The 13,672-nt window shown below is 45.9% G+C and carries 8 protein-coding genes; 1 reads left to right on the top strand and 7 read right to left on the bottom strand.

Annotated features, from left to right (window positions below):
• Nucleotides 1–44: 44 nt before the first annotated feature.
• The 3 genes from topA to GPK88_RS14630 form a co-directional block, all read right to left on the bottom strand.
• Nucleotides 45–2,117, bottom strand: a complete 2,073-nt coding sequence (gene topA / locus GPK88_RS14640; protein ID WP_118071680.1) for a type I DNA topoisomerase — start codon at nucleotides 2,115–2,117, stop codon at nucleotides 45–47.
• 71 nt (nucleotides 2,118–2,188) lie between these two features.
• The gene (gene dprA, locus GPK88_RS14635; protein ID WP_173761894.1) at nucleotides 2,189–3,073 is read right to left on the bottom strand and encodes a DNA-processing protein DprA; all 885 of its coding nucleotides are present in this window, start codon (nucleotides 3,071–3,073) and stop codon (nucleotides 2,189–2,191) included.
• Nucleotides 3,074–3,099: 26 nt separating this feature from the next.
• Nucleotides 3,100–4,626: a YifB family Mg chelatase-like AAA ATPase gene (locus tag GPK88_RS14630; RefSeq protein WP_173761893.1), complete on the bottom strand. Its 1,527-nt coding sequence runs from the start codon at nucleotides 4,624–4,626 to the stop codon at nucleotides 3,100–3,102.
• Between the two features lie 196 nt (nucleotides 4,627–4,822).
• On the opposite strand from GPK88_RS14630, the gene GPK88_RS14625 reads away from it, so the two are divergent.
• The gene (locus GPK88_RS14625) at nucleotides 4,823–5,038 is read left to right on the top strand and encodes a helix-turn-helix domain-containing protein (RefSeq protein WP_148448181.1); all 216 of its coding nucleotides are present in this window, start codon (nucleotides 4,823–4,825) and stop codon (nucleotides 5,036–5,038) included.
• Nucleotides 5,039–5,156: 118 nt separating this feature from the next.
• Here GPK88_RS14625 and GPK88_RS14620 read toward each other — a convergent pair whose 3' ends face one another.
• From GPK88_RS14620 to ispG, 4 genes are all read right to left on the bottom strand, one after another.
• On the bottom strand, nucleotides 5,157–5,957 hold the full coding sequence (locus GPK88_RS14620; RefSeq protein WP_173761892.1) for a hypothetical protein: 801 nt from the start codon (nucleotides 5,955–5,957) through the stop codon (nucleotides 5,157–5,159).
• A 60-nt stretch (nucleotides 5,958–6,017) separates the two neighbouring features.
• Nucleotides 6,018–7,976 (bottom strand): fructose-1,6-bisphosphatase, encoded by a 1,959-nt coding sequence (locus GPK88_RS14615; RefSeq protein WP_148448175.1) that lies wholly within the window; start codon nucleotides 7,974–7,976, stop codon nucleotides 6,018–6,020.
• Nucleotides 7,977–8,074: 98 nt separating this feature from the next.
• Entirely contained in the window at nucleotides 8,075–12,568 is a 4,494-nt protein-coding gene (locus tag GPK88_RS14610; protein ID WP_173761891.1) for a PolC-type DNA polymerase III, read from the bottom strand.
• Nucleotides 12,568–13,632 (bottom strand): flavodoxin-dependent (E)-4-hydroxy-3-methylbut-2-enyl-diphosphate synthase, encoded by a 1,065-nt coding sequence (gene ispG / locus GPK88_RS14605; RefSeq protein WP_148448171.1) that lies wholly within the window; start codon nucleotides 13,630–13,632, stop codon nucleotides 12,568–12,570. The genes GPK88_RS14610 and ispG overlap by 1 nt, the downstream gene beginning before the upstream one ends.
• Between the last annotated feature and the right edge of the window lie 40 nt (nucleotides 13,633–13,672).

The following is a 13,672-nucleotide window of genomic DNA, read 5'->3' as shown; positions in this document are numbered from 1 at the left end:
TTTAACGGGATTTTCTGAAAATTGGTAGAAAAGCATTTATTCCATCAATCTTCATCTTTTGGTTTCTGTTCCACATATCCGCAGGTTTCCTGGCTGCAAACCAGCTTATTTCCCTTTTCGAGCATATAATTGCCACATTTCGGACATTTCTTTGCGGATGGTTTCTGCCAGGACATAAAATCACATTCCGGATTATTCTCACATCCGTAATATTTTCTGCCCTTTTTCGTTTTTTTCATGACAATTTCACCGCCACATTTCGGACATGCAACACCAATCTTTTCATAATATGGTTTCGTATTACGGCAGTCCGGGAATCCCGGGCATGCAAGAAATCTTCCGTGTGGACCATACTTAATTACCATGTTACGGCCACAGTTGTCGCAGACTACATCTGTAACCTCATCCTGGATATCAACTTTCTCCAGTTCTTTCTCCGCCTCATCCACATCATGTTTCAGATCCGGATAGAAATTACGTACAACAGTCTTCCACTGCACAGTGCCTGCCTCCACGCAGTCCAGAAGTCCCTCCATGGTAGCTGTAAAGTTTACATCCACAATACTCGGGAATGCCTGTTTCATAATATTGTTAACAACTTCACCAAGCTCTGTAACGTAAAGATTTTTCTGTTCCTTTGATACGTAGCGTCGGCTGATGATCGTTGTGATCGTCGGCGCATAGGTACTCGGGCGTCCAATTCCCAGTTCTTCCATGGTTTTTACAAGTGATGCCTCTGTATAATGTGCCGGTGGCTGTGTAAAATGCTGTTCCGGTTTCAGTTCTTTCAGTTTCAGCTCCATGCCTTTTTCCAGGCTCTGACTTAAAATATTGCCTTTTTTGTCATCGCCCTCTTCTGTATACACAGACATAAAACCATCAAACGCAACCTTGGATGCCGCAACCGTAAATACATACTCGCCGGCTCCGATCTTGACAGATGTAGTCTCATAACGTGCCGGTGCCATTCTGCTGGCCGCAAAGCGTCTCCAGATCAGCTGATACAGACGAAACTGATCTCTGGTGAGAGATTCTTTCACAAGAACCGGTGTCCTTGTAATGTCTGTAGGGCGGATTGCCTCATGGGCATCCTGGATCTTCTGTCCGTTTTTGACTGTCTTTTCTGTCTGAGAAACATAATTCTGTCCGTACTGTTCAGAAATGTAGGTTCTTGCTGCTGCATCTGCTTCCTCGGAAATTCGGGTGGAATCTGTACGCAGATAAGAGATCAGACCTACTGTGCCGCTTCCCTTGACATCAACACCCTCATATAACTGCTGTGCCAGACGCATGGTTTTCTGTGTGGAAAAATTCAGAGTCTTGGCCGCTTCCTGCTGCAGTGTACTGGTTGTAAACGGGAGCGGAGCATTTTTGATCCTCTCGCCTTTTTTTACTTCTGTGATCTCATATTTACAGTTTTCCAGATTTTTCAGGATTTCATCCATTTCCTGGCGGTTTTTGATCGGAAGTTTTTTATCAGTTCCATAGAACTTGGCCGTTAACGGCTTCTTTTCACCTTTTACCTGAAATTCACCTTCCAGGCTCCAGTACTCTTCCGGAATGAATGCGTTGATCTCATCTTCTCGGTCACAGATGATACGCAGTGCTACAGACTGCACACGGCCTGCACTTAATCCTCTTTTTACTTTGGCCCAGAGAAGTGGGCTGATGGTATAACCTACCATACGGTCCAGCATACGTCTGGCCTGCTGTGCATCCACAAGATTCATATCCAGCTCTCTGGCCTGTTTGATGGACGCCTTGACTGCTGTTTTTGTTACTTCATTAAATGTAATTCTGTGCATCTTTGAAGTATCTGTTTTCAGTGCCTGCATCAGATGCCAGGAGATTGCCTCTCCTTCACGGTCAGGGTCCGTTGCGAGATAGATCTTATCTGCTTTTTTTGCTTCTTTACGGAGTTTTGCAAGAAGCTCTCCCTTTCCTCTTATCGTAATATACTTGGGTTCAAAATCATTGTCTACATCAATACCAAACTGGCTCTTTGGAAAATCCCTTACGTGGCCATTGGATGCCTCTACTGTATAATTTGCCCCCAGAAACTTTTTTACTGTTTTCATTTTAGCAGGTGACTCTACTATCACCAGATTTTTGGCCATTTTACCTCTCCTAATCTTATTCTGCCTTCTGTCCGGTGTAAAAAATCTCACTGCTGCCGGCAAAAAGGCGGTTATTCAAGTCTGATATAATTCTGTCTTCCGGTTTCCTTCACCAGTCCCATCAGCATGAGCTGTCCCAGTATACCGGCTGTTTTTCCCGGTGAAAAACCGGTTTTTCTGATAATCTGATCCAGATTTTTTGGTCGTAAATCGAGACAACTATACACCAAATCCAAATCCGTTGCAAGTCCTATCTTGGTTTTTCCCGACAAATTTGTCTTTTTTTTCACAGACAAACCCCACTCATCCAGAAGAATTTCCGGGGAATAGGCAATCCCCGCTCCATCGTAAATCAGTTTGTGGCATCCACGGCTTAACGCATCATTTACCGCTCCTGGAATGGCATATACCATTTTTCCCTGCTCCAGTGCACAGGCTGCAGTAATCAGCGATCCACTCTTTTCTTTTGCTTCCACCACAAGTACCAGATCCGCAAGTCCGCTGATGATCCGGTTCCTGGCCGGAAAATGATAGGCCCTGCCTCTGGTTCCTGGTTCATATTCGCTGATAATTCCACCATTTTCCTGAGGAATCCTCCGGTAAATACTTCTGCTGGATGACGGATAACAGATATCGACGCCGTTTCCAAGCACTGCAAACGTCGGCGTTCCTCCTTCCAGTGCTCCTTTATGGCTTTCTGCATCAATCCCGGCTGCCATACCGCTGATCACCTGTACACCATGCTCACTCAAAAACTTCCCATAACGAAAAGCCTGTATCCGACCGTAGGTACTGCACAGTCTGGCTCCCACAATCGCAGCGGAAGGACGGTCATTTTCAGGAAACCTTCCAATATAATACAGTCTCTCCGGCATACCGGAAATTTCCCGGAGTTTTGCCGGATAAATACGACTGTTTTTTTCCGCACAGCGAATCTTTTTCTGTATTTCTTCCATTATAAAGTACCTTCCTTTCTGCTGTTTTATGACCAATATTTTTTATCATATGCCCGGTATGTCAGTGCCTCACAGATATGTTCCGATTGAATCTTTTCTGATTTTTCCATATCCGCAATGGTTCTGGCTACTTTCAGTATCTTGTGATATGCCCTGGTGCTGAACTGGAACTGCCCGTATGCCTGTTCCAGTATTTCTTCTGCTGCCCTCGTCAACACACAGTACTTCTCCAGCATTCTTCCGTCAAGCTCTCCGTTAAAACAGATTTCTTCTTTCTGATAACGCTTTCTCTGAATCTCCTGTACCGCCTCTACTCTTTCTCTGATTTTCGCCGAAGATTCCCCCTGTATTCTTTTTTTCATTTTTGAAAAACTCACGGCCGGAACTTCTGTGCAGATATCAATCCGCTCCAGAAGAGGCTGGCTGATTTTGCCCAGATAATGTGTAATTTCTCCAGGTGTGCAACGACAGCGGTTCATATCCGGATAAAATCCACACGGGCAGGGGTTCATCGCCGCTGCCAGCATAAAACTCGCAGGAAATGTATAAGTTCCTGCTGCCCTGGACAGATGAATTTCTTTATCTTCCAGAGGCTGTCGAAGAATCTCCAGACTTTTCCTGGAAAATTCCGGCATTTCATCCAGAAAAAGTACGCCCCTGTGTGCCAGAGTAATTTCCCCCGGGCCTGGAATCCTGCCTCCTCCTGCCAATGCCTGTGGAGAACTGGTATGATGGGGACTGCGAAATGGCCTTTCCCTGATCAGTGGATCTTTTTCTGTGAGAAGTCCTGCCACACTGTATACTTTTGTTATCTCCAGACTCTCCTCAAAAGTAAGTTTCGGCATAACTGTCGGCAGACGCCTTGCAAGCATGGTTTTCCCGGAACCCGGTGGGCCAATAAAAAGGATATTGTGAAACCCGCTGACTGCGATTTCCGCTGCTCGTCTTGCCGCTTCCTGACCACAGATATCCGCAAAATCGACACCTTTTTCTTCCTGGCTTTCTCTTTTTTCTACTTCCGGTTCCGGATATGTATACATCTGTGGTTCCTTCAGGCAGCAAATCATATCTGTCAGTGTCTTCACACCAACCACCTGCATATCCCGTACCAGCCTTCCCTCTCTCAGGTTTTCCTGAGGAATAATACAAAATCGAAGTCCAAGTTCTCTTGCCCGGATCACCCGCGGCAGAACCCCGGAAACTCCATGAATTTCTCCATTCAGACTGATTTCGCCTACAACCAGAACCTCTTTTAGAAGCTCCGGTTCCAGTATTCCGGCTGCTGCCATCACTGCCGCAGCTACCGGCAGGTCAAAGCCTGCACCTTCCTTCTTCATATCTGCCGGCGCAAAATTCACGGTCACTCTTTTGGGTGGCAGACTGAGCCGGTTATTTTTGAATGCTGTCCGCACTCGCTCCTGTGCTTCTCTCACCTGTGCAGATGGAAAACCAACCATAGTAAAAGAAGGAAGTCCGTCACTGACATCTGCTTCAACCTGGATTTCCCGCACTTCCATGCCAAAAATCGCCGCCGATAAAACACTTGCAAACAAATCTTTTCCTTTCTGCGATAAAATCCGAACCCGATCTTCAGTTTTTTCGTCTTTTTCATTTATAAATGGGAAATTTCAGATAGACATTTTCTGAATAAAAGAAGATAATGAATTTAGTATAGTCCATTTTGCTCTCTTTTGCAAGAGTGCAATTCGTTCTGTTTTATACTTCCTATAGAAAGAAGAGGTGAGCACAATGAAATTTCAGCGTATTCAGGATTTACGTACAGACGCAGATCTGTCCCAGAAAGAATTAAGTGAGATTCTTCATATCAGTCAGCGTTCTTATTCCCATTATGAGACGGGATCCCGTAATATTCCTATCGAAATGCTTATCCGGCTGGCAAATTATTACGACACCAGCATTGACTATCTCGTCGGCCGTACAGACCGAAAAAAAATGATCAAATAAAGAAATCCCCGGAATTTGAAGCAGCTAGGAAACTTTCTGTACAGAAAATTTCCAAATGCCACAAATCCGGGGATTCTTTATTTTTTATGTCAGACCGGCAGCTGTGCTATCCCGCTTCCTACTCCGTGTAATAAGTTTCTTCCTCACCATATGGAATCTGATAAATATCGGCATCTTCCTGAGATGACGTATCATTACTTCCATTATAATAGGTATCTTCACTGTAAGTATTTTCATCATAGGACACTGTTCCTTCCTCCGATGTTTCCGAAGATCCTTCTGCTGCATTATTATCAGCCGTCTGTTCCTGTGATGAGTCCTCCTCTACCGGAGCTTCTCTTCTCATAATAGATTCTGTTTTTGGATAGGTCTTTGATCCGTCTGCCCTTTTATAAGTTTTGACTTTTACATAAAGCTCTCCGCTTTTATCAAAAACAAACTCTCCTTTTGCCTTGTTCCCTTCCGAATCCTTAAACCGAAACTGTGTGGCATTTCCTGCCACTTCCGCAGTTACATCTGCCTCCGCACTCAGGGAATGATTTCTTCCATTTATACGCTTATAGGTAAACGAAACGGACTTCAGACTGATATCGTAAATATTAATCGTTGTCAGTCCATCTTCGCTGTACCAGATTCCCTGATAATTTTCCGGTTCAAAAGCCGGCAGTATGGTAGGAATCGGAGTTACTGATGGTGTCGGTGTCGCTGTTGGAACCGGTGTCGCCGTCGCTACAGGGGTGGCTGTCACTTCCGGAATACTCTCCAGAGCTGCCAGTGCCGCCTCTTTCCTCTGTTGTTTTTCTACTTTATTCTTGTGTGAGATAAACAGCATACCACCAAGTCCCGCCAGGATAAACAGAACGATCAGCAGGACTAGCGCTGACTTCAGCCGCTGTTTTCTTCTTTTGTTTCTTCTCATCTGCATCACCTCTGTTTACTATAGCATAGGATAAACTGTCTGTGTACTTCGCATTTTCACTTATTTTTTCTCTTTGATGATACCTTTTCTGTAAGCTTCCAAAAGCTGGATCAACTCCCCGATCCTCTCCTTCAGAGCAGCTCCTGTATCCGTATCTCCTACCAGTGTACGTTTGTTATTGTAATGAACTGCCACCCGGTTGGAAACAATATCCTGTTCCTTGGCTACTGCCTCTTCTGCGGAAGTAAAAGGCTCATGAGCAGACAGGATCAGTCCATAGGAGTTATAGACCAGTGTATAACCGGCAATTCCCGTAACTTTCTGATATGGTCTGGAAAAACCGCCGTCAATGACAAGAACTTTTCCATTGCATTTTACAGGGCTCTCTCCTTCGCTCTGGTGAACCGGCACATGGCCGTTGATGATATGGCCTTTTTCCGGATCCAGTCCGAATTCACGGAGCAGATTGTCTACAACTTCCTCGTTTTCCAGAAGATGATAGTAAGCATTTTTTGTTTCTTTATGCGTTTCCTTATCTTTAATAAAATAACGCTCAAAAGTGGTCATCTTGTCTTTCCCAAATAAAGGAGAATTTGGGGCGGCCCAGATATACCACATGATATCCCTGCCTTTACGCTTTTCGTCTTCATTGACAGAGAAAAATGCCCGGCGCACATAGGTCTCCAGCACATCGTAGAGCTCTTTTCCCTTGTAGGTTTTTCCATAGATCTGGACTTCCTTCAGGCTTCCGTCTTCATTGAGAGGAATGCTTCCGTGAAACAGAAGATTTCCGTTGTAAGTCTTGTAAAGGCCTCCCTTATCCAGAAGAAGACGCACATGGTTCTGCAGTTTCTCGCAGTTACGGAACGCGGAATCCAGGCGTTCCATCACATCTTTTTCCTCTGGGGTAAGTTCATATGGCTTTTTCCAGTCGATCGTAGGAAAATATGTATCGGTCAACGGATATTCTTTTCCGTCCGGAAGTGTGATCGTTCCCTTTTTCGGATCGATCCTCTGAAGCAGGCACCGGTTTTCCATATGGAACTCTTTGTGCCGGCGGATCAGCTGGCCTTCCAGTTTAAACTGGATAATAGCGATAGCTTTGTGCATCTTCCTACCAAGCTCTTCTTCCAGAATGCTGTAATTATTGGCATCTCCCTTCATCTCAAAAACAGTGCAGGGATCATCTTTATAAGCTTCCATTGCAAAGGTTGCCAGCGGCATGAGATTGATTCCATATCCGTCCTCCAAGATATCCATGTTCCGGTAGCGGATACTGTTTCGGATCACGGTTGCAATGCAGGCTTTCTGGCCTGTGGCAGCACCCATCCAGACTACATCGTGATTTCCCCACTGGATATCCAGAGAGTGGTATTTCATCAGACGGTCCATGATAAAATGCGGGCCCGGACCTCGATCATAAATATCTCCCAAAACATGAAGATGATCCACAACCAGACGCTGGATCAGTTCTGCCAGGGCAATGATAAAATTCTCTGCCCTGCCGATCTCAATGATGGTGTTGACGATAGCATCGTAATATGCCTCTTTGTCCAGGACTTCCGCTTTTTCTGTGATCAGCTCCTCGATCACATAGGCATAATCCGCCGGGAGTGCTTTACGCACCTTGGATCGGGTATATTTGGATGCCGTTGTCTTGCACACTTCGATCAGACGATAAAGGGTGATCTTGTACCAGTTCTCCATATCTTCTTCATGCTTTTTCACAACTTCCATCTTTTCCTTGGGATAATAGATCAGTGTGGCAAGAGAACGTTTGTCGCTGTTACTTAAGGTATGTCCGAACACATCATCAATCTTTTTCCGCACAGCGCCGGAACCATTTCGAAGAACATGGGAAAATGCATCATACTCTCCGTGGATGTCCGACATGAAATGTTCGGTACCTTTCGGGAGGTTTAATATAGACTGCAGATTGATGATCTCTGTTGAAGCTTTTGCTATGGTAGGATACAGCTCCGCAAGTCGCTGCAGGTATCTTAATTCTTCTTTTTTCATATTATTTTGATATCCTCCTGGGAGTTCTCGCTGCCATATCTCCCGTTAAGAGAAATGGCAACATTTTTATTTATTGTAAGCCCTTCCGGTGTCATATATCAACCCGTAAAATCAAACAGTGACATCTGATTGGACTGTGGAATGTCTCCGAACAGATCCAGATCATCCATCAGATCGATAACGGTCTTGCTGACTTTGGTGCGGTCGCGGAAATCATCCTTGGAAAGAAATTTTCCCTTCGCGGCTGCATCTACCACAGCCTCTGCCGCCTTATCTCCAAGACCCTCTATGGTATCCAGCGCAGGCATCAGTTTATTTCCAATGATCTGGAACCGGTGGGCCTTTGCTTTATAAAGGTCAATGGGCACAAAATCAAAACCTCTGGCGTACATCTCCTGTACGATTCTCATATCCTTCAGTGTATCCTGCTCCTTCTTGGATGCCTCATCGCCTTTTTTGCGGATCTCTGCCATATAATATTCCAGGCGTTCTTTTCCCATACACATCAGTTCATAGGAAAAAGATGTGGCACGGATACTGAAAAATGCCGCATAATATGCCAGCGGATGAAACACTTTATACCAGGCGATACGGTAGGCCATCATAACGTAGGCCGCCGCATGGGCCTTCGGGAACATATACTTGATCAGCTTGCAGGACCAGATATACCAGTCCGGAACATCATGATCTTTCATAGTCTGGATCCATTCGTCACGGAGACCTTTTCCTTTACGGACACTCTCCATGATGGTAAATGCCAGACCGCTTTCCACCCCTTTTCCAATAAGGTAGATCATAATATCATCTCGCGTACAGATCGCGGTGGAAATGGTCGCCGTTCCGTTCTGAATCAGTACCTGGGCATTTCCAAGCCATACGTCCGTACCATGAGAAAGTCCCGCAATACGTACCAGGTCGGAAAAATATTTCGGCTTGGTATCAATTAACATCTGCATGGCAAAATCCGTACCAAACTCCGGGATCCCCAGGCATCCAAGCTTACAGCCGCCAATATCTTCCGGGCTGATCCCCAGGGCCTGAGTTCCTGCAAACAGGGACATGACATCTCTCTGATCCAGTGGAACCGTTCTCGCACTGATGCCAGTAAGATCCTCCAGCATACGAATCATGGTCGGATCATCGTGTCCCAGTATATCAAGCTTCAGAAGGTTTCCGTCAATAGAATGGTAATCAAAATGTGTGGTAATGATATCGCTGTTTACATCATTGGCCGGATGCTGCACAGGCGTAAATTTCTCGATCTCCTCACCCATGGGCAGTACGATGATTCCTCCCGGATGCTGGCCCGTAGTACGACGGACGCCGGTGCAACCCTGCACAATACGGTTGATCTCACAGTAACGCTTGTGCTGTCCCCGCTCTTCATAATAATTCTTCACATAACCAAATGCGGTCTTTTCCGCAAGGGTACCAATGGTTCCTGCCTTGAATGTCTGGCCTTTTCCGAAGATAACCTCCGTATACCGGTGAGCATTGGCCTGGTATTCTCCGGAAAAGTTCAGGTCGATATCCGGCTCCTTATCTCCTTTGAAACCAAGGAATGTCTCAAACGGGATATCAAATCCTTCTTTGTTCATCTTGGTGCCACATTTCGGGCAGATCTTATCCGGCATGTCACACCCTGCCATACCTGCGTATTTTTTTACCTCCGGAGAATCAAAATCGCTGTATTTACAGTCCGGATTCGGACAGAGATAATGCGGCGGCAGAGGATTTACCTCCGTGATACCGGACATAGTCGCTGCCAGGGAAGAACCTACCGAACCTCGGGAACCTACCAGATAACCATCCTCATTGGATTTCCATACCAGTTTCTGTGCAATGATATACATCACCGCATAACCATTGGAGATAATGGAGTTCAGCTCCCGGTCCAGACGGTCCTCCACGATCTTCGGAAGCGGATCTCCGTACATTTCGTGGGCTTTTGTGAAACAGATATTCTTAAGATCCTGCTCGGAGTTTTCAATGACCGGCGGAAATTTATCCGGATGGATCGGCGAGATCTTCTCGATCATATCCGCGATCTTGTTGGTATTGGTAATGACCACTTCTTCTGCTTTTTCACTTCCCAGATAGGAAAATTCCTCCAGCATTTCCTCCGTTGTACGAAGGTAAAGCGGTGCCTGGTTATCTGCATCGGAAAATCCGTTTCCTGCCATGATAATCCGGCGGTAAACCTCATCCTGAGGATCCATGAAATGCACATCGCAGGTGGCAACTACCGGCTTTTTGAACTGTTCGCCAAGTTTTACGATCTTCCGGTTTATCTCTTTTAAATCTTCCTCGGAATTGATCATATCGTGCTTCTCATCTGCAAGCATGAACGCATTGTTTCCCAGTGGCTGGATCTCCAGATAATCATAGAAGTTCACAAGTCTGGCGATCTCCTGATCCGGTACATTGCGAAGAAGTGCCTGATAAAGTTCTCCTGCCTCGCAGGCACTTCCCACCAGAAGGCCATCTCTGTATTTTTTCAGTACGCTTTTTGGGACTCTGGGTCGTCTGTGATAGTACTTTAAATGGGACTGGCTTACCAGTTTGTACAAATTGATCCTTCCTGTTTCGTTCCTTGCAAAAACAATGGCATGATAGGTAGGCAGTTTCCGGATGGTATCCGGTGAAACCGCACCCTGGCTGTTCATCTCATCCACGTCAAAAATATCTCTTTCTTCCAGCATCTTTACAAACCGCACAAAAATCTCCGCGGTACATGCCGCATCATCCACCGCTCTGTGGTGATGATCCAGGGAAACACCTACTGCCTTGGCTACGGTATCCAGCTTAAAACGGTTCAGGGCAGGAAGAAGGAATCTGGCCATACCTACTGTATCCACATAGGTAAAATCATCCGGGATTCCCTGTCGTTTGCAGTTTTCAATGATAAAGCTCATATCAAAGTCCGCATTATGGGCCACCATCACGCAGCCCTCACAGAATTCCAGGAATTTCGGCAGCACTTCCTCTATGGTAGGCGCATCCAGAACCATGGAATCATTGATGCTTGTCAGCTGTTCAATACGGAACGGAATGGGCACTTCCGGATTTACAAAGGTGGAAAAACGGTCCGTGATCTGTCCCTTCTCCACTTTTACCGCACCGATCTCAATAATCTTGCAGGTCAGTGCCGAGAATCCCGTTGTCTCAATATCAAAAACAACAAAATCACCGTCCAGCCGCTGTCCTTTGGAATTGGTGACCATACCTTTCAGGTCATCCACAAGATAAGCCTCCATGCCATAGAGCACCTTGAAATCAGACTCTTTGGGAACACAGCCTCCCCAGGCATCAAAGCAATGGTTTGCCTCAGGGAAAGACTGCACCACACCATGATCGGTGATAGCGATAGCCTTATGGCCCCACTCATAGGCACGTTTTACCAGCGCCTTGGCATCGGTGACACCATCCATGTCGCTCATCTTGGTATGGCAGTGAAGTTCCACACGTTTCTGAGGACTGGTATCCATTCTCGAACTGGTAAAATTGGCAATTTTCTTGATACCTGTAATATTTCCGATGGTCAGCTCGCTGTCAAAACGGTCAATGGTGGTAACACCTTTCAGTTTCAGGAACGCACCTTTTTTTACACTTTCCGTCACTTCCGGAACCTGCTCGTTACGCAGGAACATCTTCACAACAATACTGTCCGTAAAATCGGTCACCGGAAAGATCAGGATCGTTTTTTCATTTCGGATCTCACGGGCTTCCACATCCATAACCTGGCAGCGGATGATAACTTCTCCCATCTCTCCGGTGATACCCTCCAGTGGAATCGGCTCTCCGTCAAAATCCCTGCCGTAAACCACATCCGGATTGCTGTCTCTACGGAATCCGAACCCGCTGCGGAAATCACCTTTCTGGCCTTTCTGCTGCTTTTTGTCAAAAGATTTCTTTTCGTTTGTCTTTTCGCCCTTTTTCTCTCCGGAAGCTTTCTTTGTCTCCTCTTTGGATGCCTCCTCCTGCTTCGGTTCACTCTCCTGATCTCCGCCGAGTTTGGCATGTTTCAGAACATTCTCCACTTCCTGTTTGATCTGAAGTGCGGCATTTTTCCGGTATTTACTCTCTTTCGCCTCCACAAAATCCAGGTCTACTTTCAGATCCATCCCACATCGTTCACAGAAAACTTTATGAAAGTATTCGATGAGGATTTCGCTCTTCTGCCTGGAGATCACCGTATCCGGAAGTTCCATACGCATGGCATCCTTTCCGGTAAACGTAAGCTTTGCTCTGCGGAACAGATTGTACTCCAGCATATTGTAGCTGCGCAGCTCCAACTCCATACTGGAACGGTAGCTTTCCAGGAAATTCTCCGGTGTGTACTGCTCGGAAAGATGAAATTTTTCCACAACGGTAACAGTCATGGGAATTCCCGGAAAACACTGCCGTTCAATCTCATCCTCCAGGGCAAAGATATTTTTCTTGTGGATCCAGCGGCTGCTTTCGATATATACCCTCAGATGCGTTCTTCCCGGATTCATGGAAACTTTTGTCACAAATACCATGTCCAGAAGTTCTTCCAGCTCTTTTTTTACTTTCAGATGAGGAAATACGTCAAAAAAATCTTTCTCCATTATGACTCCTGTTCATTCCAGGTAAGAAGTTCCTGGCGAAGTGTATCCAGAAGTTCTGTCTCCGGTACTTTCTTTACAACCTCTCCATGTTTGATCAGAAGGCCAACGCCATCGCCTCCCGCGATTCCGATATCTGCTTCCTTTGCCTCTCCCGGGCCATTTACCACGCAGCCCATAACTGCAACTTTGATATCAAGAGGAATATCCTGAACCATGGTTTCTACCTGGTTTGCAAGGCCGATCAGATCAATTTTGGTTCTTCCACAGGTAGGGCAGGAAACAACTTCCACTCCTCCTTTTCGAAGTCCCAGTGTTTTCAGGATCCTCTTCGCTGATTTTACTTCTTCCAGCGGTGCACCGGTCAGGGAAACACGGATGGTATCACCGATTCCCTGATACAGAATGATTCCAAGTCCGATGGCTGATTTGATATTTCCGGAGTACAAAGTTCCTGCTTCTGTAATTCCCACATGAAGCGGATACTGTGTCTGTTTTGCGATCAGCTCATGGGCTTTTGCACACATAAGGACATCGGAAGATTTGATACTGATCACCAGATTATCGTAACCCATCTCTTCAATGATGCGTACTTTATCAAGGGCGCTCTCCACAAGGCCCTCTGCTGTGACACCGTGATATTTTTCCACCAGTTCTTTTTCAAGGGAACCGCTGTTTACCCCTACGCGGATAGGGATATTCCGTTCCTTTGCAGTATCTACAACTGCCTGGATCCGTTCTTTTGAACCGATATTTCCCGGGTTGATACGGATCTTGTCTGCGCCGTTTTCCATGGCTGCAATAGCAAGACGATAATCAAAATGAATGTCCGCAACCAGAGGAATGTGGATCTGTTTTTTGATCTGGGATAAAGCTTTCGCAGCTTCCATAGTGGGAACTGCACAGCGGATAATATCGCAGCCTGCTTTTTCCAGGGAAAGGATCTGTGCAACAGTTGCTTCCACATCTTCAGTTTTCGTGTTGGTCATAGACTGGATGAGGATCGGATTTCCTCCTCCGATAACACGGTTTCCAATTTTTATTACTTTTGTATGATCTCTGTACATAAAAATCTCCTTTATGAATCCTGAAAGGCAGGTGTCTTCA

This window comes from Blautia sp. MCC269 (assembly GCF_018785655.1).
GTDB lineage: Bacteria > Bacillota > Clostridia > Lachnospirales > Lachnospiraceae > Blautia_A.
This window is presented reverse-complemented; position numbering and strand designations above follow the sequence as displayed.

What these genes read in the sequence shown, in the direction of transcription:
- topA (WP_118071680.1), bottom strand. Translation starts at nt 2,117, where the DNA reads ATGGCCAAAAATCTGGTGATAGTAGAGTCACCTGCTAAAATGAAAACA.
- dprA (WP_173761894.1), bottom strand. Translation starts at nt 3,073, where the DNA reads ATGGAAGAAATACAGAAAAAGATTCGCTGTGCGGAAAAAAACAGTCGT.
- GPK88_RS14625 (WP_148448181.1), top strand. Translation starts at nt 4,823, where the DNA reads ATGAAATTTCAGCGTATTCAGGATTTACGTACAGACGCAGATCTGTCC.
- GPK88_RS14620 (WP_173761892.1), bottom strand. Translation starts at nt 5,957, where the DNA reads ATGAGAAGAAACAAAAGAAGAAAACAGCGGCTGAAGTCAGCGCTAGTC.
- GPK88_RS14615 (WP_148448175.1), bottom strand. Translation starts at nt 7,976, where the DNA reads ATGAAAAAAGAAGAATTAAGATACCTGCAGCGACTTGCGGAGCTGTAT.
- GPK88_RS14610 (WP_173761891.1), bottom strand. Translation starts at nt 12,568, where the DNA reads ATGGAGAAAGATTTTTTTGACGTATTTCCTCATCTGAAAGTAAAAAAA.
- ispG (WP_148448171.1), bottom strand. Translation starts at nt 13,632, where the DNA reads ATGTACAGAGATCATACAAAAGTAATAAAAATTGGAAACCGTGTTATC.